At 51.3% G+C, this 25,412-nt stretch carries 24 protein-coding genes and 1 other annotated feature; of the genes, 6 read left to right on the forward strand and 18 right to left on the reverse strand.

The window, feature by feature from the left end:
* The first annotated feature begins 49 nt into the window (after window positions 1-49).
* On the forward strand, window positions 50-649 hold the full coding sequence (gene rpsD, locus NNL21_RS16795) for a 30S ribosomal protein S4 (protein ID WP_204818403.1): 600 nt from the start codon (window positions 50-52) through the stop codon (window positions 647-649).
* A gap of 130 nt (window positions 650-779) precedes the next feature.
* Here rpsD and floT read toward each other — a convergent pair whose 3' ends face one another.
* The 3 genes from floT to tyrS form a co-directional block, all read right to left on the reverse strand.
* Complete coding sequence (floT, locus tag NNL21_RS16800; protein WP_204818550.1) at window positions 780-2,321, reverse strand: flotillin lipid rafts scaffold protein FloT; 1,542 nt, start codon at window positions 2,319-2,321, stop codon at window positions 780-782.
* Window positions 2,322-2,361: 40 nt separating this feature from the next.
* Entirely contained in the window at window positions 2,362-2,889 is a 528-nt protein-coding gene (locus tag NNL21_RS16805) for an NfeD family membrane protein (protein ID WP_204818404.1), read from the reverse strand.
* 116 nt (window positions 2,890-3,005) lie between these two features.
* Window positions 3,006-4,259, reverse strand: a complete 1,254-nt coding sequence (tyrS, locus tag NNL21_RS16810; RefSeq protein WP_204818551.1) for a tyrosine--tRNA ligase — start codon at window positions 4,257-4,259, stop codon at window positions 3,006-3,008.
* A 55-nt stretch (window positions 4,260-4,314) separates the two neighbouring features.
* Window positions 4,315-4,576: a binding site (T-box leader), on the reverse strand.
* Window positions 4,577-4,758: 182 nt separating this feature from the next.
* Between tyrS and NNL21_RS16815 the strand changes: the two genes are divergently transcribed.
* Window positions 4,759-7,860: a transglycosylase domain-containing protein gene (locus NNL21_RS16815; RefSeq protein WP_204818405.1), complete on the forward strand. Its 3,102-nt coding sequence runs from the start codon at window positions 4,759-4,761 to the stop codon at window positions 7,858-7,860.
* Between the two features lie 166 nt (window positions 7,861-8,026).
* Here the strand turns inward: NNL21_RS16815 and acsA are convergent, their stop codons facing one another.
* On the reverse strand, window positions 8,027-9,751 hold the full coding sequence (acsA, locus tag NNL21_RS16820) for an acetate--CoA ligase (protein WP_204818406.1): 1,725 nt from the start codon (window positions 9,749-9,751) through the stop codon (window positions 8,027-8,029).
* A 242-nt stretch (window positions 9,752-9,993) separates the two neighbouring features.
* Between acsA and NNL21_RS16825 the strand changes: the two genes are divergently transcribed.
* Entirely contained in the window at window positions 9,994-10,608 is a 615-nt protein-coding gene (locus NNL21_RS16825) for a GNAT family N-acetyltransferase (protein ID WP_204818552.1), read from the forward strand.
* A gap of 22 nt (window positions 10,609-10,630) precedes the next feature.
* Window positions 10,631-11,809, forward strand: coding sequence for an acetoin utilization protein AcuC (locus NNL21_RS16830; RefSeq protein WP_204818407.1), 1,179 nt, complete (start codon window positions 10,631-10,633; stop codon window positions 11,807-11,809).
* A gap of 87 nt (window positions 11,810-11,896) precedes the next feature.
* Here the strand turns inward: NNL21_RS16830 and NNL21_RS16835 are convergent, their stop codons facing one another.
* From NNL21_RS16835 to NNL21_RS16855, 5 genes are all read right to left on the reverse strand, one after another.
* Window positions 11,897-12,601, reverse strand: coding sequence for a 5'-methylthioadenosine/adenosylhomocysteine nucleosidase (locus NNL21_RS16835; protein WP_204818408.1), 705 nt, complete (start codon window positions 12,599-12,601; stop codon window positions 11,897-11,899).
* Window positions 12,601-13,605 (reverse strand): catabolite control protein A, encoded by a 1,005-nt coding sequence (gene ccpA / locus NNL21_RS16840; RefSeq protein ID WP_204818409.1) that lies wholly within the window; start codon window positions 13,603-13,605, stop codon window positions 12,601-12,603. Before ccpA ends, NNL21_RS16835 begins: the two co-directional genes overlap by 1 nt.
* Before the next feature lie 72 nt (window positions 13,606-13,677).
* Window positions 13,678-14,034, reverse strand: a complete 357-nt coding sequence (gene ytxJ / locus NNL21_RS16845; RefSeq protein ID WP_204818410.1) for a bacillithiol system redox-active protein YtxJ — start codon at window positions 14,032-14,034, stop codon at window positions 13,678-13,680.
* A gap of 74 nt (window positions 14,035-14,108) precedes the next feature.
* Window positions 14,109-14,516: a hypothetical protein gene (locus NNL21_RS16850; RefSeq protein ID WP_204818411.1), complete on the reverse strand. Its 408-nt coding sequence runs from the start codon at window positions 14,514-14,516 to the stop codon at window positions 14,109-14,111.
* A gap of 134 nt (window positions 14,517-14,650) precedes the next feature.
* Complete coding sequence (locus NNL21_RS16855; protein WP_204818412.1) at window positions 14,651-15,097, reverse strand: VanZ family protein; 447 nt, start codon at window positions 15,095-15,097, stop codon at window positions 14,651-14,653.
* Between the two features lie 99 nt (window positions 15,098-15,196).
* Here NNL21_RS16855 and NNL21_RS16860 point away from each other — a divergent pair, with 99 nt between their 5' ends.
* Window positions 15,197-15,718, forward strand: coding sequence for a type 1 glutamine amidotransferase domain-containing protein (locus NNL21_RS16860; RefSeq protein ID WP_204818413.1), 522 nt, complete (start codon window positions 15,197-15,199; stop codon window positions 15,716-15,718).
* Between the two features lie 36 nt (window positions 15,719-15,754).
* On the opposite strand, the gene ptsP is transcribed toward NNL21_RS16860, so the two are convergent.
* The 8 genes from ptsP to NNL21_RS16900 all read right to left on the reverse strand — a co-directional run bounded on the left by ptsP (window position 15,755) and on the right by NNL21_RS16900 (window position 23,410).
* On the reverse strand, window positions 15,755-17,494 hold the full coding sequence (gene ptsP / locus NNL21_RS16865) for a phosphoenolpyruvate--protein phosphotransferase (protein ID WP_204818414.1): 1,740 nt from the start codon (window positions 17,492-17,494) through the stop codon (window positions 15,755-15,757).
* Window positions 17,491-19,374, reverse strand: coding sequence for a glucose PTS transporter subunit IIA (locus NNL21_RS16870; protein ID WP_204818415.1), 1,884 nt, complete (start codon window positions 19,372-19,374; stop codon window positions 17,491-17,493). The genes ptsP and NNL21_RS16870 overlap by 4 nt, the downstream gene beginning before the upstream one ends.
* A 193-nt stretch (window positions 19,375-19,567) precedes the next feature.
* Window positions 19,568-20,164 (reverse strand): hypothetical protein, encoded by a 597-nt coding sequence (locus tag NNL21_RS16875; protein WP_204818416.1) that lies wholly within the window; start codon window positions 20,162-20,164, stop codon window positions 19,568-19,570.
* A 102-nt stretch (window positions 20,165-20,266) separates the two neighbouring features.
* A complete protein-coding gene (locus NNL21_RS16880; protein ID WP_204818417.1) occupies window positions 20,267-20,701 on the reverse strand; it encodes a CoA-binding protein in 435 nt (144 codons plus the stop codon).
* Window positions 20,702-20,753: 52 nt separating this feature from the next.
* Window positions 20,754-22,046, reverse strand: a complete 1,293-nt coding sequence (aroA, locus tag NNL21_RS16885; RefSeq protein ID WP_204818418.1) for a 3-phosphoshikimate 1-carboxyvinyltransferase — start codon at window positions 22,044-22,046, stop codon at window positions 20,754-20,756.
* 73 nt (window positions 22,047-22,119) lie between these two features.
* Window positions 22,120-22,491 (reverse strand): fluoride efflux transporter FluC, encoded by a 372-nt coding sequence (locus NNL21_RS16890; protein WP_204818419.1) that lies wholly within the window; start codon window positions 22,489-22,491, stop codon window positions 22,120-22,122.
* Window positions 22,488-22,886 (reverse strand): fluoride efflux transporter CrcB, encoded by a 399-nt coding sequence (crcB, locus tag NNL21_RS16895; protein ID WP_204818420.1) that lies wholly within the window; start codon window positions 22,884-22,886, stop codon window positions 22,488-22,490. Before crcB ends, NNL21_RS16890 begins: the two co-directional genes overlap by 4 nt.
* Window positions 22,883-23,410, reverse strand: coding sequence for a shikimate kinase (locus tag NNL21_RS16900; RefSeq protein ID WP_256555287.1), 528 nt, complete (start codon window positions 23,408-23,410; stop codon window positions 22,883-22,885). Before NNL21_RS16900 ends, crcB begins: the two co-directional genes overlap by 4 nt.
* Before the next feature lie 161 nt (window positions 23,411-23,571).
* Here NNL21_RS16900 and NNL21_RS16905 point away from each other — a divergent pair, with 161 nt between their 5' ends.
* Window positions 23,572-23,880 carry a hypothetical protein gene (locus NNL21_RS16905; protein WP_204818421.1) on the forward strand — a complete coding sequence of 103 codons (309 nt, stop codon included), beginning with the start codon at window positions 23,572-23,574 and terminating at the stop codon, window positions 23,878-23,880.
* Window positions 23,881-23,884: 4 nt separating this feature from the next.
* On the opposite strand, the gene gnd is transcribed toward NNL21_RS16905, so the two are convergent.
* Window positions 23,885-25,297 (reverse strand): NADP-dependent phosphogluconate dehydrogenase, encoded by a 1,413-nt coding sequence (gene gnd / locus NNL21_RS16910; RefSeq protein ID WP_204818422.1) that lies wholly within the window; start codon window positions 25,295-25,297, stop codon window positions 23,885-23,887.
* Window positions 25,298-25,412 lie beyond the last annotated feature (115 nt).

Below are 25,412 nucleotides of genomic sequence, written 5' to 3' on the forward strand. Positions count from 1 at the left end.
GAAACACCCATTTTCAAACATCCCATTTGAAGAAGGAGTTTTACGACACATGTCACGATATACAGGTCCTAAATTTAAACTAAGCCGCCGTCTAGGCATTTCCTTGAGCGGAACAGGCAAAGAATTGAAACGCGCTTTCCCTCCGGGTCAGCACGGTCCAACACAACGCAAAAAAATGAGCGGTTATGGCATGCAGTTGCAAGAGAAACAAAAGCTTCGCCACATGTACGGAATGAACGAAAAACAATTCCGCAACCTGTTTGACAAAGCTACCAAAATGAAAGGTATTGCGGGTGAAAACTTCATGGCGCTTCTCGAGAGCCGCCTGGACAACCTCGTATACCGCCTTGGCTTCTCGAACTCCCGTGCAGGATCCCGTCAACTCGTTTCCCACGGTCACGTGACTGTAAACGGCAAAAAAGTTGACATCGCTTCTTACTCGGTATCGGTTGGCGACGTAATCGGCCTGCGTGAGCGCAGCCGTGGTCTCAAAACGATCAAAGAATCATTGGAAGGCCGCAACTACCTTCCGAACTACTTGGAATACAACGAAGCTGCACTGGAAGGCAAGTACGTTCGCATTCCTGAGCGCGCTGAGCTTCCACAAGAAATTGACGAGAAACAAATCGTCGAATTCTACAGCCGTTAATAAAACCGGGGCTGTCCAGCACATCTGCTTGCAGATGTCTTGGACAGCCCCGTTCTTTTATGGAAAACCAAGAAGAGGTTATCCGTGGACGATATGTCCTTGCAGGATAACCTCTTCTCCTTCCATTCATTTATTCGGTGACATTGGTTACCGGCCCGCTCTGTGGTGCGGGAATCGGCTTAATTGGGGCAGGTAGCGGAGTAACCGCTGTGCCGCTGGCAGAAGCTTTAGTACTGGTCAAACCTTTAATTAGTGCAGTCAAATCGATGCCTGACACATCCTTCAACATCTCGGGCGCCGTTGCCATTAATGAAGTAACATAATTGCTTAGACGTGCTGCGCCCTCGCCATGACCGGTATCCACGATCGTAAGTTTATCGATATTATTGAGCGGCTCTGCTACTTTGCCGGCAAGCTCTGGAAGCATCCTGACGATAATATCGAGAACTGCCGCTTCGCCAAATTTCTCGAACGCTATGGCCAGCTTCTCCTTCGCTTCCGCTTCCGCTAAGCCACGAAGACGTATAACCTCTGCCTCCGCTGTACCCTTAGCGCGCTCGGCATCCGCAACCGCGAGACCATCCAGCCGTTTCTGCTCCGCATGACCTTTCGCCTCAGCTTCAATCCGGTATTGCAGTGCATCTGCTTCCCGAAGACGCTTCGCTTTATCGGCTTCCGCCGCTTGCTCAACAGCATACCGGTCAGCATCCGCTTTCTTCTTCACTTCAGAGTCATATTGCTTCTCACGACGAAGAATTTCTTTCGTCTCCAGATCGATTTCCCGCTCTTTGCGGACGATTTCAACCTGCATCTGCTCCTCAACCACGGATTGCTTGGCACGGGCTTCATGGATTGCATACGCCTGATCCGCTTCAGCCTTCGCCATATCTTGATCCTTCTTGAAGGACGCTACCTTCAACTGATTCTCCTTGGAAGCTTCCGCAATGTTCGTATCGCGGAGCAGCTCGGCCTTCTGACCTTCCTCTTCGGCGCGCGCCTTCTGAATTCTGGAATCCCGGATAGCCTCCGCTTCAGCAATATCGGCATCGCGCTTAACAGCCGCAATTCTTGGCTTCCCGAGCGCGTCTAGATAACCGTGCTTATCACGAAGATCCTTAATCGTGAAGGAGACGATCTGCAGACCCATTTTTTTGAGGTCTCTGGCGGCAACGCCCTGCACTTCCTGAGCGAACTTATCCCGGTTGCGATAAACCTCTTCAACGGTCATGGTTCCGAGAATGGCTCGCAGATGCCCTTCCAGCACCTCTTGAGCTTCACTCTTCAGCGCTTCCGTAGGCTTGCCCATGAATTGCTCCGCGGCTGTTGCTACATCCTCTACCGCACCGCCGATTTTAATAATGGCTACCCCGTCTGCCATGACCGGAACGCCCTGTTCCGTATATACCTCCGGTGTCGAGACATCAAGCTTGTGGGAGAGCAGCGACAAGAAATCGGCTTTCTGAAAGATAGGCAGGATGAACGCCCCGCCGCCTCGTACAATCTTGATCTTTCTTCCTGTTTCATCAATATCTACGTTCTTGCTGCCCAAGAATGAACCCGTTACAATCATCGCTTCGTCCGGGCCCACTGTCTTGTATCTCGCCCAGAAAGCTAAACCTAGAACGATCAACACACCCACGACAATAATGGGGATATATAAGTATTCCGGCAATTCCAACTCACATTCTCCTCTCTCACATTCGCTTCATCTCTTACAAATCCAGCTTCGAAACCATTAACGCGCCTTCCTTCACATCGACTACGACAACACGCGTTCCAGTAGGTATGCTGTCCCCCTCATAGCTTGCCGCAATGTGATTGGTGCGACCGGCCCCAACCTTGATCATGACCTCGCCATAACCGCCGACTGGTACAGGTACCAGCACCTCCGCAATCGCACCTGTAAGCTCCTTCATGGAATAACCGGTCGAGTTTTCACTTCGTTCCATAGGTCGAACGTAGAGAAAATAGACAAGTACGGCGGCAGTAACTGCAATCAGGATCGACAGCAGGATGATCACCGCATCGCCCAGCGGGCTGTAACGGTACAGCAGCAGCCCTGCCCCGCCGAAGACAGTAATACCGCCGACTACAGACATCGGCTGCAGCCAATGGTGACCGTCTAAGGAAAGAAAATCGAGCATACCGTCGAGTGCCAAACTGAGCCAATCCCCGAAAATTACACTTACGACCGCGAACAGAATCCCTCCGACCATACAGGACCAGAATAGTGCTTCCATTGCCACCTCCCCCTCCGATCGTTATCCAGATATTAGAAGCTGTTCCGATATTTATTACGCTTAAACCGGCCAAAGGTTTCGAAACCCTGCCGTCATTCGACAAGCCTGCAGTAAGACTAGCCAACGATGAGCTTAACGAATTTGCGTTTGCCAACCTGCAGCACATCCCCGGTTTGCGGGGTTACCTCGCTGATCGGATCATTTAATTTTTCTTCATTAAGCTTGACTGCGCCCTGCTGAACGCTCCGCTTCGCCTCACTGGTTGAGGATTGCAAGCCTAGTACCATCAGCAGCTTCACGATTCGGATCCGGCCTTCCTCCAGCTCATTCGCGGGTATAACCATCTCTTCGATATCTTCCGGAAGGGCACGCTGCTGAAATACAGTAACAAAATGCTGCTCCGCTGCTTGGGCTGCTTCTTCGCCATGGTACATCCGAACAAAGGTGCGAGCCAGCTGCATCTTGGCATCGCGTGGATGCGTGGTACCGTCGGCCAGCCCTTGACGAAGCGCCTCCAGCTGCTCATTGGACAAGTCGGTAGCTAGCTCGTAGTACTTCACCATCAATTCATCCGGCACCGACATGGCCTTCCCGTAGATTTGATTCGGTTCTTCGTCGATTCCGATGTAATTCCCCAGGCTCTTGCTCATCTTCTGCACGCCGTCCAGTCCTTCGATAAGCGGTGTCGTGATCGCCACCTGAGGCGATTTGCCGTACTCCTTCTGCAGCACACGCCCCATCAACAGGTTGAACGTTTGATCCGTTCCGCCAAGCTCCACATCCGTCTCAAGCGCTACGGAATCATAGCCCTGCATGAGGGGGTAGAAAAACTCATGGATACCGATGGGCAGACCGTTCTGGTATCTTTTCTTAAAATCATCCCTCTCCAGCATGCGTGCTACCGTCACCTTGGCTGACAATGTCAGAACTTCAGCAAAGTTCAACGCTCCGAGCCACTCGGAATTGTAGTACACCGTCGTCCGGGCTTTATCCAAGATTTTGTATATTTGGACCTGGTATGTCTCCGCATTCCGTTTCACGTCTTCTTCACTAAGCTGCTTGCGGGTTTCGGACTTACCGGTTGGATCTCCGATCCGCCCTGTAAAATCGCCAATGATAAGCTGCACGTCATGCCCCAGTTCCTGAAATTGGCGAAGCTTGTGCAGAACGACCGTATGTCCGATGTGAATATCCGGTGCGGATGGATCAAGTCCCAGCTTCACTTTTAGAGGTTTATTGGTTGCTACGGAATTGGCAATTTTGTCTTTCAGTTCATCCTCCGGTACGATCTCTACGACACCGCGGCGGATGGCATTCAATTGTCGATCCACCTCCAGCTGCTGCTCCGGCGTCAATTGTTCCCATTTCACCATTACAATTCCACTCCTTTATCTATTTAAAAAACAAAAAAAATCCTTCTCGTCCTCAAGGGACGAGAAGGATTTGCTCGCGGTACCACCCTCGTTAGAGCGGCCCATATAACAATCAGAAGCAGCTCTCACTTCATTTATGTAACGGACTGTAATCCGGAAGCGGACTAATGGTACAGACGGATCATCTCCGTCTGGCGTTCGTCCGTTCAGCTCGAGGCGGTAATTCAAACTGCAGCGCGTACCGGTTCGCACCAACCACCGGCTCTCTGGAATCGTCGTACGACAGTTTTACTGTGGCCTGTCTTAGCTTTTCGACATATGATTATTGCTTTGATACGTTATACCATAGACCCAGATGGAAAGTCAACGCTCAAGACGTTCACCCCGGCAAATGAATTCCAATCATGAGGTTTCTGAAAAATGAGCCTCAATGCCTGCTTTCGTTTGGCGATTTATGCTATAATAGCTCTGATAATCGGAGGAGGAGTATAACTTTATGGAAGAAGAACGTGAGCAGAGCGCAAATGGATACAGCCGATGGCGGACATTTGGCCTTGTGACGCTCATAACCGTAAAATGGATTTTTATTTTCGGATTATTGATCGGCTTGTTTACAGGAGGAATACTGACCGGCTATGTAGCCTCCTTCGTCAAAGACGAGCCCATCCGTTCCAGAGCGGAAATAGAAGGAAAAATTAATGAAAACGCGATCACCGGCTTCGTATATTTTAACGATGGTATAACACCGGTTGGTCAGCTTCGAACGGAAGAAGATCGCCGTTTAATCGAGTATGAAGACTTGCCCGATTTTGTCATTGACGCCGTATTGGCGACAGAAGACAATAACTTTGATAAGCATATCGGAGTCGATATTAACGGATTGGGACGGGCCGTGAAGCAGAAGCTGTTTAATGAGGATACACAGACCGGCGGCAGCACGCTCACACAACAATTAGCCCGGCGCGTCTTTCTAAACCTCGATAAGACCGACAGCCGCAAAGTAAAAGAAATATTCTTATCCTTGCGACTGGAGCGTTTCTTAACGAAACCCGAGATCTTAACCGCATACTTGAACAAAGTACCGTTCGGCACTGGAGCGAACGGATACAATTTGTATGGGATCAAAGCGGCAGCGAAGGGCATCTTCAACATCACCGATTTGAACAAGCTAAGCATCGCTCAAGCCGCTTATTTGGCTGGATTGCCGCAGCGTCCATCTGCATACACGGCTTTCACCAGCAAGGGCAAATTCAGTGAGCAGGGCTTCAAGCTCGCCATGGAACGTCAGAAGAATGTTCTGGGACGCATGCTGGAGACGAATCGAATCACAAGCGCCCAATATGATGAAGCGCTCAAATTCGATATCCGGGCAACACTCGCCAAACCGGTGCAGAAGGCCTACTCCACATTCCCTTACTTAATGCTCGAAGCGGAGCGGCAAGCAGCGGAGATCCTGGTCATGCAGAAGAATCCGAGTATGACACTTGTGGATGTGCGCAAGAAGGAAAACTCCCCTAAGCTTGAAGAAGCGCGGGAACAGCTGCTCCGAAGCGGTTATCGCATTTATACGACAATCGACAAGAAAATTTATAACATTATGCATGAGATCGGTTCGAATCCTGAGAACTTCACACCGGACAGCAAAGAGAAAGGTGTGGAGCAAATCGCCGCCATTATGCTGGATCACAAAACCGGCGCGATTGTAAGTATGCTGGAAGGCAGGGATTTCTATCTGGAGCAGATGAACCATGCCACTCAGATGACCCGTCAGCCTGGCTCGACGATGAAGACGATCGCAGCCTATCTGCCGGCAATCGAGAAAGGGCTTGTACAGCCCGGAAGCATATTGGACGATACGACCATGGTACTGAAGGACGGTCAGAAGGGGTTCCACATACCGAAGAACTCCAATAATAAGTACTACGGTCTCGTTACTGCCCGGGAAGCCTTGAACCGGTCGCTCAATATGCCCGCGCTCAAGGTGTACAACCAGAAAGTAACGATTTCGGAGGCTTGGAAATTCACACGCAAGCTCGGCATCACCAGCATCAAGCCTGCTGATGAGTATGCGCAAACCGGCGTTATCGGCGGTTTGAGCGTCGGTGTTTCTGTAGAGGAGCTGACCAACGCATACGGCTCCATCGCCAATGAAGGCGTACTGAATGATGCTTATATGATTAGCAAAATAACCGATTCCAAAGGAAATATTGTTTATCAGCATGAAAACAAACCGCTTCGCGTCTTTTCAGAGCGTACCGCATTTCTAATGACAGATATGTTGAGAACCGTTATTTCCGATGCGAATGGCACGGCTCACGCGATTACTTCGAAATTCAAGAACTATGGCAAGATTCCAATCGTCGGCAAAACCGGCTCGACGCAAGACTATGGCGACGTTTGGTTCATGGGGTACTCACCTGACATTACGCTCGGTATCTGGGCAGGCTATGAGAGACAGGTCCATACCCTATCGAAGGACGGTCGTACCCGTGCACGAAACATTTGGACGCTGATCATGAACAAGGTAACGGAAGAAAAGCCTGAGCTCTTCCCTACCAAGGAGTTTAAGAAGCCTGAAGGAATCGTCAAAGCGACGGTATCGAGTGTCAGCGGCAAGCTCCCTACTGATCTGACCAGACAGATGGGTAAGCTGGTCACTGATTTGTTTAATAAAGATTTCCTTCCCAAGGAACGCGATGATGCGCTAGTAAAAATGGCGTATATCCCGTATAACGGAGTCAATTATATTCCTAAGCCAACGACACCGTCCGATATGGTTCGCGAGCAGCTCGTTATTAAACGAGAAAAACCTCTCGATGTGCTCATGCAGGAAATCGAAGCCGCACAGGCATCGCTGCCGGCCAAGAGCAGGCGCGCGCTCAGCTTCTACTTGCCGAGGGATGCATCTAACGATGCGCCTTCCAAGACCGATCCTCGGGTCGATGACGGAGGCGCCCCATCAGCTCCACCCAATGTCCGGATTGAGCCTGTAAGCGGACAGAGCGCTTACCGCATCTCCTTCTCGGCTTCACCTGAGAGAGATGTCGTTGGTTATCGTCTCTATCGTTCGCTGAACCAATCTGCATACGCGAATGTAGGCTCGCCGGTTATTACTGGTGAAGACACCCGCTTCGTGAACTATACCAACAGCGGCATCACGTACACTTATTATGTGACTGCCGTTGACGTAGCCGGACGAGAATCAGCTCCAAGTGCCATCGTCTCATCCAACGGCGGCCCGATCCAGCCGCCAGCCGGATCGGATACGTCCACGGGTAGTAACGGAAGCGGCACAACGATTTCGGATGGCGAGAGCAATTCAATCGGTAATACTGCTCCTGTTGCTCCAGTCGATGTAACGGCGGAACGCACCGAGATCGGAATCCGCCTGACATGGACCGCCAACGCGGCTTCCGAACAGGTGACCGGTTATAAAGTCTATTACAGCGAAGACGGCAAGGGAAGGTTCAAGCAATTGGGCACTACGCAAGATTCTCGATTCGAATACGTATCCCCCATGACTAGCGGTCTATTCCGCGTCACGGCTGTTAACGAATTCGGGGAATCACGCTCCTCCTCAACAATCGAATTGAAATAACAATAAGGCTTCTGTCTTTCGGAAACATACGCTGCAATGCGTAACCTATCCGAATCGACAGAAGCCTTTCTTGTTTCATTGCAAGACTGCATCAGCTTCCGTACCCGCTTATGAAAAAAAATAAGCCAACCGGAAATTGCTCCAGTTGGCTTATAACAATCAGATCTTAATCTTCAATGGTCGATAAATCTCCAGTCGGGAGGTTAAGCTCCCACGCCTTCAGAACACGGCGCATGATCTTGCCGCTGCGTGTCTTCGGCAGCTTATCTTTAAATTCGATCTCGCGAGGAGCAGCATGTGCGGACAAGCCAACCTTAACGAATTGAGTGATCTCAGCCTTTAGCTCATCGGAGGCTGTATAGCCTTCACGAAGCGCTACAAACGCCTTGATGATCTCACCGCGCATTGGATCAGGTTTACCAATTACACCCGCCTCAGCGACGGCTGGATGCTCGACAAGCTTGCTCTCTACCTCGAAAGGCCCAACACGTTCGCCAGCTGTGTTGATGACATCATCGATACGTCCTTGGAACCAGAAGTAGCCTTCCTCGTCCTTATAAGCCGAATCGCCTGAAATGTACCATCCTGGAATACGGAAGTACTCTTCGTATTTAGCTGGGTTATTCCATATTGTGCGCATCATGGACGGCCATGGCGTCTTGATGGCCAGGTTCCCCATCCGGTATGGCGGGAGCTCGTTGCCGGCATCGTCAAGAATAGTCGCTTGAACGCCAGGAACAGGACGGCCCATCGAGCCGGGCTTAATAACCATGCAAGGGTAGTTACAAATTAACTGACCGCCCGTTTCCGTCATCCACCAGGTGTCATGAATGCGTTGATTATATACCTTCTGCCCCCAACGAACCACTTCGGGATTAAGCGGCTCACCTACGCTAAGCACATGCCGCAGGCTAGTCAAATCGTATTGATTGACGACATCGTCGCCTGCTCCCATGAGCATCCGGAATGCAGTCGGTGCGCTGTACCAGACCGTTACACGGTACTTCTGAAGCGTATTGTACCAATCCTGCGGGCTAAAGCGTCCACCGCGAATGACGTTTGTAGCTCCATTCAGCCAAGGTGCGAATATTCCGTACGAAGTACCCGTTACCCAGCCCGGATCGGCTGTACACCAATAGATATCGTCAGGCTGCAGGTCAAGTACAACTTGTCCGGTAAAATAATGCTGGATCATAGCATTCTGAACGTGGAATACGCCTTTTGGCTTGCCTGTGGATCCGGAGGTATAGTGAATAATCAGCCCATCCTCGCGGCCCAGCCATTCAATCTCTGCTTCATCGGAGACACCTGCCATCTCGGCGTTGAAATCAACGATACCTTCCTCTTGGGGCACATCGTCACCAACGACAAAGATATGTTTCAGATCGGGCAGCTCACTGCGAAGGATTCGTGGCAGAAGTGCAGGCGTCGTAACGATTGCGACAGCTTCGCTATCCTGCAGCCGATCCTTGACAGCGGTTTCCATGAACGCTTCGAATAGCGGTCCAACGATTGCACCGACCTTCAGCGTGCCGATCAGGCTGAAATAAAGCTCAGGCGTCCGCGGCATAAATATAAATACACGGTCGCCTTTCCCGATGCCGCGATTACGCAGTACGTTGGCGAACCGGTTCGATTGTTTGGAGAGCTGCTCAAACGTGTAGGATTCATCACGCTGATTATCGCTATAATAAAGAGCTATCTTATCGCCGCGCCCTTGTTCTACATGCCGGTCGATGGCTTCATAAGCCATGTTGACCTTTCCCGTTGCATGCCAAGAGAACTGCTGCTCGATTTGAGCAAGGTCAAACTGGTTATAAGTTTCTTCGTAGTTAGTCATGTTGGAGCCGGATGCCGTTGCCGGTAACCGTTCTTGATTCATATTTTCCATAATAATCATCATCCTCCTACCCAATGTACAACCTCTATTCGCCCCTGCTTCCTAAGATTCTGCTGTTGATCCGATGCATGCAAAAATGGAATTAGATGAGCGATGCCTATCCGTAAGCGAATACGCTTTCATATTATAACATAGCTACCCGCCGGACATCCATTCTTTTCATAGCGACACTTTAATGCTATAAGTATTATAGACCTCGAAAGGAGTCATGGACCTTGAAACATAGCAAAATCATGCATGCGGAACGTCTGCCTTACGACGGCCGGGAGCTTATTATCGAGGGACCGATTCCGGCGGATGCCCTTTCCCGTCTTATTCTGCATCCCGATTTGGACGCTTTTCGCAGGCCGAGCGAGCAGCATAAAGCGCTAATCGAGATCGCTGACCTCGAAGAAGGGCGGATCATTGCCGCACGGGACGGAGAAACAATCGTGGGCTACGTCACGTTTCACTATCCGGATGAGCTGGAACGTTGGTCAGAAGGCGGTATGGACGATTTAATAGAGCTTGGCGCCGTTGAGGTTGCAGACGATTACCGGTCGCTCGGACTTGGCAAGCGTATGATACGTACGGCATTTGCCGGTGATCAGCTGGAGAATGCCATTGTATATACAACGGAATATTATTGGCATTGGGATTTAGAAGGCACGAAGATGAATGTTTGGGAATATCGATCCATGATGGAAAAGCTGATGCAGTCGGTTGGCATGGTTTGGTTTGCGACAGATGATCCGGAAATATGTGCACATCCCGCTAACTGTTTAATGGTACGCATCGGCAAGGACGTACCGCTATCGTCCGTGGAGCAGTTCGACCGCGTTCGGTTCAGACAACGATTTATGTACTAATGAGGAAGGACGATGAGGGCCGATGACGGCTAATGCCGTATTTATCCATCATCCGGGTGCTGCCCGGTATCAATTCAATGTAGACCATCCCTTTCATCCGCATAGGCTGACCCTAACGCTCGATTTACTCGAAGCTGTGGGCGCATTAGGTACAGAGGATCGAATGGTACCCGAGCCTGCTGACGAAAGTTTACTATCGCTTATTCACCGTGAAGACTATATTGAGGCAGTTAAGCAATTAAGCAGCGTTAAACCGGATCCGGAATGGGTGCTGCAGGCAGAGCGCTATGGACTGCGTTCTGAGGATACCCCATTCTTCCCCGGCATGCACGAGGCCGCTATGGCGGTTGTAAGCGGTTCGGTGTATGCAGCGGACCAAGTCATGTCCGGCAAGGCTCTGCACGCTTATCATATGGCTGGAGGCCTTCATCACGCGTTCCCTGACCGTGGCTCTGGTTTCTGCGTCTATAATGACGCAGCGATTGCCATCTCACATATCCGTGAGCACTACGGAGCTCGCGTACTCTATATTGATACAGACGTGCATCATGGAGACGGTGTACAGTGGACCTTCTACAATGATCCTGAAGTCTGTACGTATTCGATTCACGAAACCGGTAAATTTCTGTTTCCCGGAACCGGATACGTGTATGAACGCGGCAATGAGCTCGGGCGGGGAGCCACCGTCAATGTTCCCGTCGAGCCTTACACGGAGGACGACTCGTGGCTGGAGAGCTTTCAAACCTCCATCGAGAAAGTAACGGCCGCTTTCAAACCTGATATTATCGTAAGCCAACATGGCTGCGATGCGCATGCATACGACCCTCTGTCCCATACCCATTGCAGCATGAGGATCTATCAGGCTATGCCGGCCATCATCCATCGCCTAGCCCACCAGCACACGGGAGGCCGCTGGATGGCTGTCGGGGGCGGCGGGTATGACGTATGGCGTGTCGTTCCGCGTGCATGGGCACTCGTATGGCTTGAGATGACCGGCCACCCACTGTCAGCCAGGCTCGCTGTTGAAGGAGCTAACGAGGCTCTGCCTGAGTCGTGGTTATCCCATTGGAGCTCTCTTAGCCCGGACGAGCTGCCGGCTTGCTGGCTGGACGATACATCGAATTGGCCGGCTATGCCGCGTCGTACGGAGATCGAAGAGAAGAATCGGCAGACGACCCTTCTCGCCATCCAAGAGCATTAACATCGCATAACAAAAAAGACTATCTCCCGCAGCCTGTCCATCAAGGACAAAGCTGCAGGGGATAGCCTATATGAATAGTATGCGAAGCTACATATGCTGAATCATGTCATCAATAATACGATGGGAGTTTACCGCAGCTTCGACCGTAAAGTCGGCGAAGTTTACGTGAGCAGTACCATCGGCTTTATCCGACATCGCGCGAATGACGACAAATGGGGTTTCATTCATGGCGCAAACCTGCGCAAGAGCAGCCCCCTCCATCTCCGTACATGCCCCGTTCAATTCTTGATGCAAGAGCCGAACGGTTTCACGGGAAGCGATGAATTGGTCGCCGGACAAAATCCGACCGCGCGTGCTCCGCCCCGGAAATAAACGCTCACACGCACCAAGGGCAAGCTCAATTAATTGAGGATCCGCTTGAAATTCCCACACGTCCTGAAAAGGAATTTGTCCACGTACAAACCCAAGTGGCGTACAGTCCATATCATGCTGAATACAAGTCGTCGATACGACGATATCACCAATATTCAAAGACGGATCTACTGCACCAGCTACACCTGTGAACAAGACGCAGTCTACACCGGCATCGATCATCAGCTGTGTGCATACGGCAGCATTCACTTTGCCGACACCAGACTTGCAGAATAGGACCGGACGTCCATGAAGCGTCCCTTCCACATAAGTAATGCCTGCCTTATCGAATGATCCCGTCACTTGAACATGCTTATGAAGCAGATCGATCTCTTCAACCATAGCACCGATGATGCCGATTTTCTTGTATACCGCCGCCATTATTTATCGCCTACCGACTGGCGGGTTACAATCTCATGCGGCAGAACAACCTTCGCATGCTCAACCGTTTCTTTCTTCATCAGCTTCGTCAACAGACGCATCGATACGGCACCGATATCATACATTGGCTGTGCAACGGCAGTTAACTGCGGACGTACCATCGAGGCCATCCGGCTGTTATCTACGCTGATAACGGAGATATCTTCCGGCACCTTGAGACCGAAGTCCTGAATGCAGTGAATGGCACCGATCGCCATCTCGTCCGTTGCCGAGAATACGGCCGTTGGACGTTTAGGCAGCTCCAGGAAATACTTCATCGCGTCCACACCGGATTCATACCGGTAGTTACCGATGCGTACAAGCTCCTCGTCATAGGAAATACCTGCGGTTTGCAAGGCGCGCTTATACCCTTGGAACCGCGCATAGCCATTAGCCGGATCCTGAAGAGTGCCGCTGATCATCCCGATCGAGGTGTGGCCTTGCTTAATGAGAACTTGTACCGCATCGAATGCAGCAGCTTCATGGTCGATATCGACCGAAGGGATTTCTCCGTTCTCGTCAGTCGTCGCGCAGAGCACGATGGGAACATTAGCCGTCTTGAAAGCTTGTGAATGCTCTTCCGTTACCGTTCCGCCCATAAACAATAGGCCGTCAACCTGTTTCTCGAGCAGCGTATTAATCACTCGAATTTCTTTATCTTTCTTCTTATCTGCGTTACACAAGATAATGTTATAGTGATACATGTTCGCGATATCTTCAATACCCCGAGCTACTTCAGCGAAAATCGCGTTCGAAATATCTGGAATAACGACGCCGACGGTCGTTGTTTTCTTGCTCGCTAAACCGCGCGCGACGGCATTGGGACGATAGCCCAGTCGTTCGATCGCTTCGAATACTTTCTTTCGTGTCTGAGGCTTTACGTTCGGGTTATTATTCACGACCCTGGAAACCGTTGCCATCGAAACGCCTGCTTCTCTTGCTACATCATAAATAGTTACCGTCACGGCCTTCTCTCCATTAACTCAAATTTTCAGGTCTCGCTCCGCATTACTTTACCGTAATGATACGACAAAATATTACTTTTCGCAATGATTCCCGAGATGTTCGTCTAATGTCGAGTACGTTATGCGCCAATGCGAAGCATGCCAAGCTACTTTTCCCTTCTCCAACAAAATCGCCTGCGGGGACTCATGTTTCAGAGCCAATTGTTCTGTAATGGCATCCGAAACCGGCCGATTCTCGACGACGAGGACGAGAACGCAATCCAAGGGAGACTGCCCGGCATCCTCGACCCAATTCGACAATTCCTCGAAGGCGCCTGCGCTAGTCGAACAACGCGTACTGTGTTTGAAGATGAGAAGCGGCTTATTATGCGAAGCGGCATAAGCTTCTTCCCATTGGTCTAACGTCATCAGATTACGAATCTGTTCCATGACCTCACTCCATTAATAGAACTCCCACCGAACCAAGGCGCCCTAGCGCTGCTTGGACCGAGAATACCCTGGTACTACACCACGCTCCGGCTTAATTGAACAAGCCGCTTATGTATGTCCGCAACCCATTCCTCATCATGAGTCGATTGCGCCATCGAATACAAATCAAGAAGCATATTGATACGTTCTTGGATCATCGGCTTAACGACAGCCGGGTCTGTGCTTCTTCGAGCATGATAAGCTTCTACTAACAAATCTGCCCATTCATTCCACTCGTTAAACAAATAAGTCTGTTTTACTGGATGTGACCCTAGTTTGCCGATCAATCCGGTCAAATCGGGTTTCACCTCAGGAAACACTTCACTGCGGCTGCAAGTCGGACAAGAGTAAATCGGCACATTATCAATCTCTACCTTGCCGGAATAAATGACGGTTCGCAGCTTCATCGGCATCACATCGCCGCAAGGACAACGCTTTTGCAAATTGGTCCACTCCTTCTCACGTGACGAAAGCATGCTTCCCCTCGCGGGAAACGGTGCTTGACGATTAAAGTATTCGACCTATTTCGCATAAAGTCCTTCTTGAGGCAACATTGTAATTTTTGCATGATTTCGCTTTATGATGCAATTTTGCGCCAGCGGTTACGAACGAACGGAATCGAAGTCACTATGACCGCAAGAGCAGCACCGATCGCATCATTGCGGACATCGTAGATGTCCGGCGAACGCCCGCCTACAAACGATTGATGATATTCATCGGAGATTCCATAGAGCGTGCACAGCATTACGATGAACACTTTTCCCATTACACGGTCCGACCTGCGGCCAAAGGCGTAGTCGAAGGTAAGACCCAACACGAAATACGAAACAAAATGCCCCCAGTCAAAGCTGGTCATGAACGGAAACAGCTTCTGAAACCAAGGCAGAACGGTGCCCAGCTCATCTCCCGTTCGCGAGGAGAAGGCAAATATGATTGCCATCCACGCAATTGCAGGAAGAAATCGAAGCCATCCCCGGTTCCCGCCTCTTGACCTTGATTCAGCAGCGCTATCGGTTTGCTTCAACGTTTTCCCTCCGTTACAATAAATGAGAATGATCGAAATAATAGCAATGAATGCCTCCCTAGAACGTCTAGCGGCAGGTTATTCAGAAGGGATGGACCCATGACATTACAAGGAAAAACAATCATCTGTCTGCTTGATGACGATTTCGAAGATTTGGAACTTTGGTATCCGGTCTATCGCGTTCGCGAGGAAGGCGCTGCCGTATTATTCGCCGGTCCGGAAAAAGGCCGTACGCATATCGGAAAGTACGGCGTTCCTGCCACAGCAGACCTCTCCTTCGACGAAATGGACGGCAGCCGCATCGACGGGCTCCTCGTGCCGGGAGGATGGGCGCCGGACAAGCTTCGCCGCTATCCAAAGGTGATTAAGCTCGTCCAAGAAATGGATCAAGCCCGCAAACCGATCGGACAAATTTGCCATGCCGGTTGGGTGCTCATTTCCGCGAAAATCCTGCAAGGCCGTAAAGTAACGTCAACCCCGGGCATTCGCGATGATATGGAGAATGCGGGAGCCACATGGTATGACGAAGCTGTGGTTGTCGACGGGAATATAATCTCGGCTCGCCGGCCTCCGGATTTGCCGCCATATGCCAAAGCATTCGTAGAGGCCCTGCGCAGCTAATTTGAACTCGTTCAACCCCGCGGCGGGGACGGCTGCTTAAGCATCGGCTCCCGTTTCGAATTGCTGTTGAAAGGCTCTTACGGTCTCATGTATGGCTGCACTTGTCCGGCATTTCAATAATTCTTCGAACAACGAACGGCTGTCTTGCTGCCTTAGGCTAAGCAGCCGTTCTTTAATGGGCAGAATTGCGTGTGCGGACATGCTAAGCTCATCCACATCGAGAGCCAGCCAGATCGGCAAGGCACGAATATCTCCTGCCAGCTCCCCGCAGACGCCAACATGCGTTCCGCTTCGCTTGGCTGCTTCTACCGTCATCTTCAGCATCCGCAGAACAGCAGGGTGATAAGGCTCGTAAAGGTGAGAAATTTGATCATTCATACGGTCGACGGCCAGCGTGAATTGAACCAGATCATTCGTGCCGATACTGAAAAAGTCCACTTCCTCCGCAAGCATATCCGCAATCATGACCGCAGCAGGCAGCTCGATCATAATGCCCACTTCTATGTCGTTGTTGAATGCAATGCCTTCCGCTTCCAGCTCATGCTTCGCCTCCTGCAGGAGCGCATTGGCCCCCCTCACCTCTTCGACGGAAGAGATGAGCGGATACATAATTTTCACTTCGCCATAGGCACTGGTTCGCAAAATGGCTCTCAGCTGCGTTTTGAACAGATCCGTCTTATCCAAGCATATACGTATGGCACGGTAGCCGAGGAATGGATTGTCCTCTTCCGGAAGCTCAAAGTAGTCCAGCTGCTTGTCTCCGCCGATATCGAGCGTCCGGATAATTAACGGTCTTCCATTCAACTGTTCCGCGACATTCCGGTAGACATCGAATTGTTCCTCTTCCTTGGGAAGGCGGTGGCGGTCCATATAGAGAAATTCGGTTCGGAACAATCCCACCCCGCTCGTCCCGCTGCTTAACGCAATATCAAGCTCTTTAAGCGAGCTTATATTAGCGGACAGCTCGATAATCTTGCCGTCCGGCGTGACGGAGCGAACTTGAGCGATTCCTTTGAGCCGTTGTCCAGCCTCTCTCTGACGGAGCTGCTGCTCGGTATAGTTGTCAATCAGATGGTCGTCCGGATCCAGGTGAACGATTCCGGTCGTTCCATCAATGATGAGCATGTCGCCGGTCTGGATCGCATCCTCCAGCTTGCCTTCAATGCCGACGACGAGGGGTACACCCAGTGCGCGCGCCATGATGGATGAATGCGATGTCGTGCTGCCTGCAAGAGTTGCTATGCCTAGCACATGGTTAGGGTTCAGATGGGCCAGCTGCGACGGTGACAGCTCCTTGGCGACGAGAATAAAGGGCTGGGTGTCGGAAGGCAGCGTAATTTCCGGGGCGCCCAGCAAATGCTTCAACAGCCGGTTGCCGACATCCTTGATATCGAGAGCGCGCTCCTTCATATATTCATCATCGAGCAGATCAAACATCGTTACGAAATGATCGATGGCTTCCTTAACCGCCACTTCAGCCGCTTTATATTGTCGCTGGATAATCCCTTGAATTTCATTCATGAACACGGGGTCTTCCAAAATGGCAATGTGCGCATCGAAGATATAGCTTTCCTCGGTACCGACAACTTCCCGAAGTTCATCTTTCATCTGCTCGATCTCACTTTTGGACGTTCGGATTCCTTCGTACAAACGTTCGAACTCTCTGGCTAAGTCACCAACGTCGATTTTTTGTTCCGGTAAATCCCATTCCCAGTTTGGCAGCACGAACGCTTTACCGATCGCGATACCTGAAGAAGCTCCTATTCCATGAATCATTCTTTATCCCCTCCACTGCTTCTCTCTTTCAGTACAACCGACATAACCGACGCTTGCCCCCGTTTCACGCTCTTGAACGGTGCGAAGCTCCAAGAACTGACGCGATCGGAATTTGTAATGACCATCGGTGTTGCAAGCGATTTAGCGCCGGCGCGTACATGCTGCAGGTCAAATCTGATCAACAGCTGGCCAGGCTTCACCTGATCGCCTTCCTCTACTACAGCGGTAAAGCCCGTTCCTTTCATTTGTGAAGTATCGATACCGATATGAAGCAGCACGTCGAGTCCTTCAGGCGTTCGAATCCCTATAGCATGCAAGGATGGATAGATATGGATGACTTTGCCGTTGACGGGCGAGACCAGCTCTCCCCGATCCGGGATAAACGCGACGCCATCGCCTACAAGCTTGCCCGCAAAGATCGGATCCGGAACCTCACTGAGCGGAATCATGCGTCCCTGCATAGGGGAACAGAACAGAACGCGGGACAGATCGCGGCGGATCGCCTTGTCCATCTCCTCCCGAATGAGCTCCGAATACGTCCCGAATACGATCTGCACGTTGCCCCCGCCCAAGCGGATGACTCCCGCAGCACCTAAATTTTTCAGCGCATTCGTATCGATCAGCTTATCACTGGCTACCTTAAGCCGGAGCCGGGTTATGCAGGCTTCCATCTGTTGAATGTTCTCCTTGCCGCCGATTGCCTGCAGGATGAGCGGAGCCCGATAAGGGATATCTCCGGCCCACTCGTCCAGCTGAGACCCCTCTTCACGCCCTGGAGTAGGAATGCGGAAGCGCCTGATTGCCCAGCGAAACAGAAAGTAATAGATCAGACCAAACACAATACCGATCGGCAGCAGCAGCCAGCCTCTTGTCGCCAAGTGCTCATTAATCAAGTAATCAATTGCCCCTGCCGAGAAGGAAAAACCATGTCGGATACCCAGCTCATACGTAATCCACATAATGACCCCGGAGAGCAGTGCATGCACGACGAATAAGTAAGGGGCAACAAAAAGAAACGCGAATTCGATCGGCTCCGTTACACCGGTAAGGAAAGAAGCGAGCGCCGCAGACATAAAGGTGATGCGGATCTTGGGCTTCAAGTCCTCCCTGGCTTCGTGGATAATGGCGAAGGCAATCGCCGGAAGCGCGAACATCATCGTCGGGTATAGACCGGCCATGAACGCACCCGCACTCGGATCGCCGGCAAAGAAACGCGGCAAATCGCCGAATACCATCGATCCGTCCGACAGCTCGTATCCGCCAACCTGAAACCAGAACACATGGCTAACCAGATGATGAAGACCAAATACGACGAGAATCCGCAGCACGAATCCGAACAGAAAGACGCCGAAGCCGCCGCCTGAAGAAACAATATTGCCAAGCTCCACCATCAGGTCTCTAATATTGGGAGCAAGCTCCACCATAAAAATACCCCAAAGAGCGGCAAACAGGCTGACGATTAACGGGACGAAACGAGGTCCGCCGAAAAATTGAATATACTCCGGCAGCTGAATCGACTTGAACCGCTCGTTAAACAAGCTGGTCACATACCCGATCATCACGCCGGTAAGTACCGTTGGTTCTAGTTCGAACCGGCTTGCACCGATAATGCTTGTATATATAAACATTCCCGCCAATGCCGCCAAACCAGCCGCGATCGCATTGCTTGTCATGCCCATTGCAACACCAAATGCAAACAAATACGGCAGAAAAGCGAACAAGGCTTCCCCTGCCGTCTGCAGGTGACCTGGCATGCCCGGCATGCCGAAATCCACCCATGGTAAAGCACTCAAGCTTAAAAAGATAGCAGCAGCAGGAAGGACGATCATGGGAAGCATGAGCGATCTTCCCAGCTGCTGCAGTTGCCCCATCACATTCATTAACAAACCTCCTTTCCTGACGATATAGTCGCTGTAATGGGGTAACCCTAAGCCATTGGTTAACCATTATAATCTCGTGTATCTGTTAAGCGGTGATTTGATCGTAAGCGTTCACAGCCTCTTTGTCAAAAGAAAACGGCGGACCCTTAGGGCCCGCCACAAACGAATTTAAGCATTGCCCGCCCGCGTTTAACTAGAAACGCTGGCCGCTTTGGGATTGCCCGCCTGCCGTATAACCGCCGGCATGCGAGATCACAGGACCTGCTTGCTGCGCTTGTCCTGTCGCTTGATAAACCGGATGGAACTGCGATTGCGCCTGCGAGCTGAAGCTGCTCGTTCCTTGGAAAGCTTGCTGTCCCATGGAGGACGACGAGCTTGCAGAAGAATTCTGCCCAGCGGTATAACCAAATCTCGAAATAATTGGTTGTTGTTGCTGCTGACTCATCGGCGCTTGCATTTGCTGCTGTTGTTGTTGCTGCTGTCCAGAAGCTTGTGGTGCATAGAAATCTTGGCCGTTCGAATATCCAACGCGGGATATAACCGGACCGACAGAAGCGTTTATGCCAAAGCCGCTTCCTCCACCTTGCGAGCTGGACCGCATTTGTTGTTGGAACAAGCCGTTTTGGTTAGATTGAGCAGCAGAATATCCAACGTGCGAGATGACCGGACCGGCGTTTTGGGCTGAGATGCCGCCTCTTGATTTCGGAATACCTTGATACTGGGACTGCACAAACCCTACCGGCTGATACTTGTTGGATTGATTCTGAGACTGCTGGTTGTTTTGATACACGTCTTGTCCTCCTCGAAATAATTGTAATGGGTTTCCAGCGGATGGCTAGAACCGCCGCTGAACCTTACTTATTGTTGGAGTGACAAGTCGAAATTATGTCCGTTAGGATTTGGGTTTTCCATGTGGCAGAAGGATGGAATCCTCGACCTTGATGCATCTGTCCATAATAACCCGGACACCGCCCTGCTCAGCGATTGCTGCCGCCTCATCGTTATGGACGCCTAGCTGCAGCCAGAGCACTTTAGCGCCGATCGCAACCGTCTCCTCCGCAATTGGAGGCGTGTGCTCGCTGCGTCGGAAGACATTCACTAAATCAACAGGATGAGGGATATCTTTCAAGGACGGGTACGATTTCTCCCCCAGAATAACCTCTGCATTGGGATTAACCGGAATGATCCGGTAACCTTTGGCTTGCATGGCTTGAGATACCATATAAGAAGTCCGGTCCGGATTATCCGACAAACCTACAACTGCGATGGTATTCGTTTGTTCCAGGATACCTTTGATTTCGTCACGCGATGGATTTTGAAAAGCCATTCATGAACACATCCTCTCCTGAGTTATCTTATATTGTCACATAAATGGAATACTACTCGACCCATTCCACATTGGCGCCAAGCGCCTTAAGATGGTCGAAGAAAATGGGATATGATTTGGCGACATGATGGGCATCGCGTATGCGCAGCGGCTGTTTTGCCCGCAAACCGACCACCGTGAGCGCCATAATGACCCGATGATCATAGTGTGCGTTGATTTCGACTCCGCCTTCCACGCCCTCGGGACGACCGTGAACGATAATCTCGCTTCTTCGTTCTTCCACATTCGCGCCTGCTTTGCGCAGCTCGTTCAAATAATCCGTGATACGGTCGCATTCCTTGTAGCGAAGGTTCTCGACATCGTAGAAACGGGAAGTTCCCTCGGCAAATACAGCCGCGGCCACCATCGCAAGCACGGCGTCCGTTGCTTTGTCCCCGTCAAATTCAAGCGCCTTCAGCCTGCCGTTGCCTTGTACGCGAACGACTCCTTGCTCATGTGTCAGCGGAACCTCCATCGTCCGTAGAACATCAATGATGGCACGCTCGCCCTGCTTGCTGTTTTCTTCCAGACGATGAATGGTCACATCGGATTGAGTGACCGCAGCCGCTGCGAGGATGGCAGCCGATCCCGGATAATCGCCTTGGACGATATAATCCTTGGCCGCGTATCGTTGACCGCCGCGTATACGGTAATGCATAAGATCATCGCTGGCTTCAATGACAATACCCGCTTGGGCCAACACCTCTAGCGTTTGACCCACAACGACCTTCGATTTCAGATCGTTAAGCACTTCAATCTCGCTATCCTCTTCAAGCAGCGGCGTAAGGAACAAGAGCGCGCTCAGGAATTGGGAGCTTACAGCGCCGGATACTTGAATTTTGCCGCCCTTCGGCTGTCCGCCGCGGATCGTGATGGGCAGTTTGCCCTCATGATGCTCAACCTCCACCCCGAGTTGGCCAAGGGCGGTTATAAGGTCGTCATGAGGCCGTTTGCCAAGGGAATCCGGGTACCGGTTAATGAAGGTAACCTCCGGACTGAGTGCCGCAATGGCCATCAGAAAACGAAGGACGGCTCCGGCATTGCCGACATCCAGCTGCTTGATATTCTTCGGTGTACGGCCGAAACCGGTTATGACGATCTTCTCGTTATCTTCCTCGATTATGGCACCCAAATCCCGGATACAGCGGCGCATAGCATCGCTGTCCTCGCTATGAGCCGGGTAATATATCGTACTGGTTCCTTCTGCGAGCGCCGCAACAAGCAAATAGCGGGTCGTATAGTTTTTGGAGGAGAGGGCTTGAATTTCGCCTTGCAGGTTCGGCGTTGGTGTAACGATAACATCCATGATCTCGTCAAACTCCTTTGTATGTAGAAAATTCTATGTATTCTTGATGGATTCAATTGTATGCTAAAGGGCATCAATTCAAACAACGCAAAGCAACCACATAGCCAAGAGCAGCCAACAGAATTCCGACAGCAAGCGTCCCGGCTCCATATCGAGATGCCTCGCGGTAGGAACGCTGCCTGGCCAAGTTCACGATCTGCACCATGTAGGTGGAGAAGGTCGTGAAGCCTCCTAATACCCCCACTGCTAAGAAAAGGTATGACGTCTTATGTGTATCGTGATCATAGACTCCGGCTAACAGGCCGATCAATAGAGATCCAATCGCGTTAATGACCCATGTTGCCAGGTAAGGCCGGAAGCCTCGGCTTTGTGCCAGCCGGCCGATCCCGTATCGGGCAACAGAGCCGATCGCTCCTCCCAAGGCAATGAGGATAACGGTGATCATGACGATTGTCCTTCCTCTTGCTTCTGCTGCGGTTTGATCAGTGAATGGCCCGCATAGACTGCCACAAGTCCGATACCTGCACTTAAGACAATATATCCCGCAGCGGATAGCAGATGACCGTGCTCAACCATGTGGAGAGTCTCTAAACTAAAGGACGAAAATGTCGTGAAGGCTCCGATAAAGCCGGTTCCTATCGCTTCTCTCCACAAATCACTAACGAAGTAACGGGAGACGTATGCAAAAAAAGCGCCAAGCACGAAGCTTCCTGCGATATTGCAAAGGAATGTCGCCCACGGCCAAGAGTATACGGATGCTTGTGGCAGCAGCTGGTTCACCCCATATCTGCAAACGGCGCCAAACGCTCCGAAGAAAGCGATCAAACCGGCTGTTTTCATCCCCGACTCCGCCAGCTGTCCCATATTTTATCGGCTACCTGCTGGGCGGTCAGTCCTGTCGTATTAAGGGTTAAATGCGCGAAATCGTATGCATGTTTACGTTCTAGCAGAAGCTTGTGTACGCGATCTGCCGCATTACCCTGCAGCAGCGGCCTTGCCGGATCATTGCCGACCCGCTGGATAATGTCAGCCGTGTCGGCCGTTAACGCTATGACAAAACCATTGCTGAGCATCGCTTCCCTGTTCTGTTCCGCTAGTACGGCGCCACCGCCAGTCGCGATGATCTGAACTTCTGAACGCGACAGGATCTCGCTAAGCGTGTCCGACTCCGCCTTCCGGAAAGCACCTTCACCCTCTTCGGCGAATATATCCCGTATGAGACGCCCTTCTCGGCGTTCAATCTCGGCATCCATGTCGACGACAGCATAACCCAGCCGCTGGGCGAGCAGCTGCCCGACTGTCGATTTCCCGGTCCCCATAAAGCCGATAAGCACAATATGCGTCGGCATCTTCTTTCCATTCATTGTTCTTGGCACCTACTTATCATGCGAGTATCCACCCTGTTTAACCAGCCACTATCATACCATTATTACGTTGGGACGGGTATAAAAAAGTTCATTTTGCCGTAGAGATGATAGTACACTGCTAGTCATAAAAAATCTGTATTCAAGGGAGTGATCCGAACATGGCTCTTAACCGGGATCCTCATCAGGCAGGCGATCGATTCAGCCGCCTGCTTGCACCCGATTATCCACTTTGCCGCGACGACGTTATATGGATGCTCGAGTATGTGAAAAAGAAAGTGGCTGACGAAGCGTCCGAGTTATCGAACCTTCCCCAACCACGTTTGCTGCATATTTTTCAAAGCTTTGCCGAGGCCTCGATGATCCTGATCAAGCAGCGGAGCGGCGGATGCGGCCCTGAGACTGACCGCCTGCGCAGCTGCCTGAGAGAAGCATCGCAGGCGCTTAAAGAAGTCTATACCTCGGACTAGAAGATTACGATTGCAGCCAGTTAAAGTGGAACGATCCTTCCTTGTCCACACGCTTGAATGTATGTGCGCCGAAGTAATCGCGCTGCGCCTGCAGCAGGTTAGCCGGAAGACGCTCCGTGCGGTAGCTGTCATAGTACGACAGCGCGCTTGCGAACGCCGGTACCGGGATACCTTGCGTCACGGCCGTTGCAATGACTTCGCGCCATGCGCCTTGATACGACTCCACGATTTCTTGGAAGTACGTGTCCAGCAGCAGATTCGGCAGAGCCGGATCGCGGTCGTACGCGTCCTTGATATTCTGCAGGAAGCGTGCACGGATGATGCAGCCGCCGCGGAAAATCATCGCGATGTCGCCGTAGCGAAGATCCCAGCCGTATTCGTCGGAAGCGGCGCGCATTTGAGCGAATCCTTGCGCGTACGAGCAAATTTTGCTGGCGAACAGCGCTTTGCGAACCGCTTCGATGAAAGCGGCTTTGTCGCCTTGATAAGGAGCTGTTTGCGGTCCCTTGAGCAGCTTGCTTGCCGTTACGCGCTCTTGCTTGAGCGCAGAGAGAAAGCGGGAGAATACGGATTCCGTAATAATCGACAACGGAACGCCCAGATCAAGCGCGCTTTGGCTTGTCCACTTGCCTGTTCCCTTCTGTCCGGCGGAGTCGAGAATGACGTCTACCATCGGCTGATTGGTTTCCGGGTCGTATTTGGAGAAAATATCGGCCGTAATCTCGATCAGGTAGCTGTCCAGCTCCCCTTTGTTCCATTCCGAGAAAATCGATTGAAGCTCTTCCGTGCTGACGCCAAGCACGCGTTTAAGCAGGTCGTAGGCTTCGCAGATCAGCTGCATATCCCCGTATTCGATCCCGTTATGAACCATCTTCACATAGTGGCCCGCACCGTCCGGCCCGATGTAGGTGCAGCATGGGTCACCGTTTACTTTGGCGGAGATGGCCGTTAGAATCGGTTCTACCAGCTCATATGCGGATTGCTGGCCGCCCGGCATAATGGACGGTCCTTTCAGCGCGCCTTCTTCACCGCCGGATACGCCGGTACCGATGAAACGGATGCCCTGCGCTTCTAGGTCCTTGCTGCGGCGCTGCGTATCAGGGAAATAGGCGTTTCCTCCATCAATAATAATATCGCCTTGATCCAGGTGTGGAACAAGCGCATCGATTGTAGCATCAGTACCGGCGCCGGCTTGAACCATAATCAAAATCTTGCGCGGAACCTCAAGCGAGCGGACGAACTCTTCAATGGAATATGTACCTACCAAGTTTTTGCCGGTCGATTCTTGAAGCAAATCATCTGTTTTTTCGCGGGAGCGGTTATACACCGACACGGTGAACCCTCTGCTTTCAATGTTGAGCGCCAGGTTCTTGCCCATGACGGCTAATCCTATTACACCGATTTGTTGTTTCGACATCTGGTTTCTTCCATCCTTTATCATAACGTTATGGTCTGTAATAGCTCTATTTTACTCTTTTTGACCGGGAATGAAAACCATGCCGGTCAGAAAATTGTCAATTCATCGCCTTAAA

Origin of the sequence: Paenibacillus mendelii (assembly GCF_024498075.1) — a bacterium.
In the GTDB taxonomy this organism is placed as follows: Bacteria; Bacillota; Bacilli; order Paenibacillales; family Paenibacillaceae; genus Paenibacillus_Z; species Paenibacillus_Z mendelii.

Coding starts and splice junctions, on each gene's coding strand:
- acsA (WP_204818406.1), bottom strand. CDS start 9,751: ATGGAAAATATGAATCAAGAACGGTTACCGGCAACGGCATCCGGCTCC.
- NNL21_RS16835 (WP_204818408.1), bottom strand. CDS start 12,601: ATGGCGGCGGTATACAAGAAAATCGGCATCATCGGTGCTATGGTTGAA.
- NNL21_RS16880 (WP_204818417.1), bottom strand. CDS start 20,701: ATGGCTTTTCAAAATCCATCGCGTGACGAAATCAAAGGTATCCTGGAA.
- ptsP (WP_204818414.1), bottom strand. CDS start 17,494: ATGATTCATGGAATAGGAGCTTCTTCAGGTATCGCGATCGGTAAAGCG.
- NNL21_RS16815 (WP_204818405.1), top strand. CDS start 4,759: ATGGAAGAAGAACGTGAGCAGAGCGCAAATGGATACAGCCGATGGCGG.
- NNL21_RS16905 (WP_204818421.1), top strand. CDS start 23,572: ATGGCTCTTAACCGGGATCCTCATCAGGCAGGCGATCGATTCAGCCGC.
- NNL21_RS16890 (WP_204818419.1), bottom strand. CDS start 22,491: ATGATCACCGTTATCCTCATTGCCTTGGGAGGAGCGATCGGCTCTGTT.
- gnd (WP_204818422.1), bottom strand. CDS start 25,297: ATGTCGAAACAACAAATCGGTGTAATAGGATTAGCCGTCATGGGCAAG.
- ytxJ (WP_204818410.1), bottom strand. CDS start 14,034: ATGGAACAGATTCGTAATCTGATGACGTTAGACCAATGGGAAGAAGCT.
- NNL21_RS16830 (WP_204818407.1), top strand. CDS start 10,631: ATGACGGCTAATGCCGTATTTATCCATCATCCGGGTGCTGCCCGGTAT.
- NNL21_RS16825 (WP_204818552.1), top strand. CDS start 9,994: ATGCATGCGGAACGTCTGCCTTACGACGGCCGGGAGCTTATTATCGAG.
- NNL21_RS16860 (WP_204818413.1), top strand. CDS start 15,197: ATGACATTACAAGGAAAAACAATCATCTGTCTGCTTGATGACGATTTC.
- aroA (WP_204818418.1), bottom strand. CDS start 22,046: ATGGATGTTATCGTTACACCAACGCCGAACCTGCAAGGCGAAATTCAA.
- NNL21_RS16900 (WP_256555287.1), bottom strand. CDS start 23,410: ATGAATGGAAAGAAGATGCCGACGCATATTGTGCTTATCGGCTTTATG.
- NNL21_RS16805 (WP_204818404.1), bottom strand. CDS start 2,889: ATGGAAGCACTATTCTGGTCCTGTATGGTCGGAGGGATTCTGTTCGCG.
- rpsD (WP_204818403.1), top strand. CDS start 50: ATGTCACGATATACAGGTCCTAAATTTAAACTAAGCCGCCGTCTAGGC.
- NNL21_RS16870 (WP_204818415.1), bottom strand. CDS start 19,374: ATGAATGTGATGGGGCAACTGCAGCAGCTGGGAAGATCGCTCATGCTT.
- crcB (WP_204818420.1), bottom strand. CDS start 22,886: ATGAAAACAGCCGGTTTGATCGCTTTCTTCGGAGCGTTTGGCGCCGTT.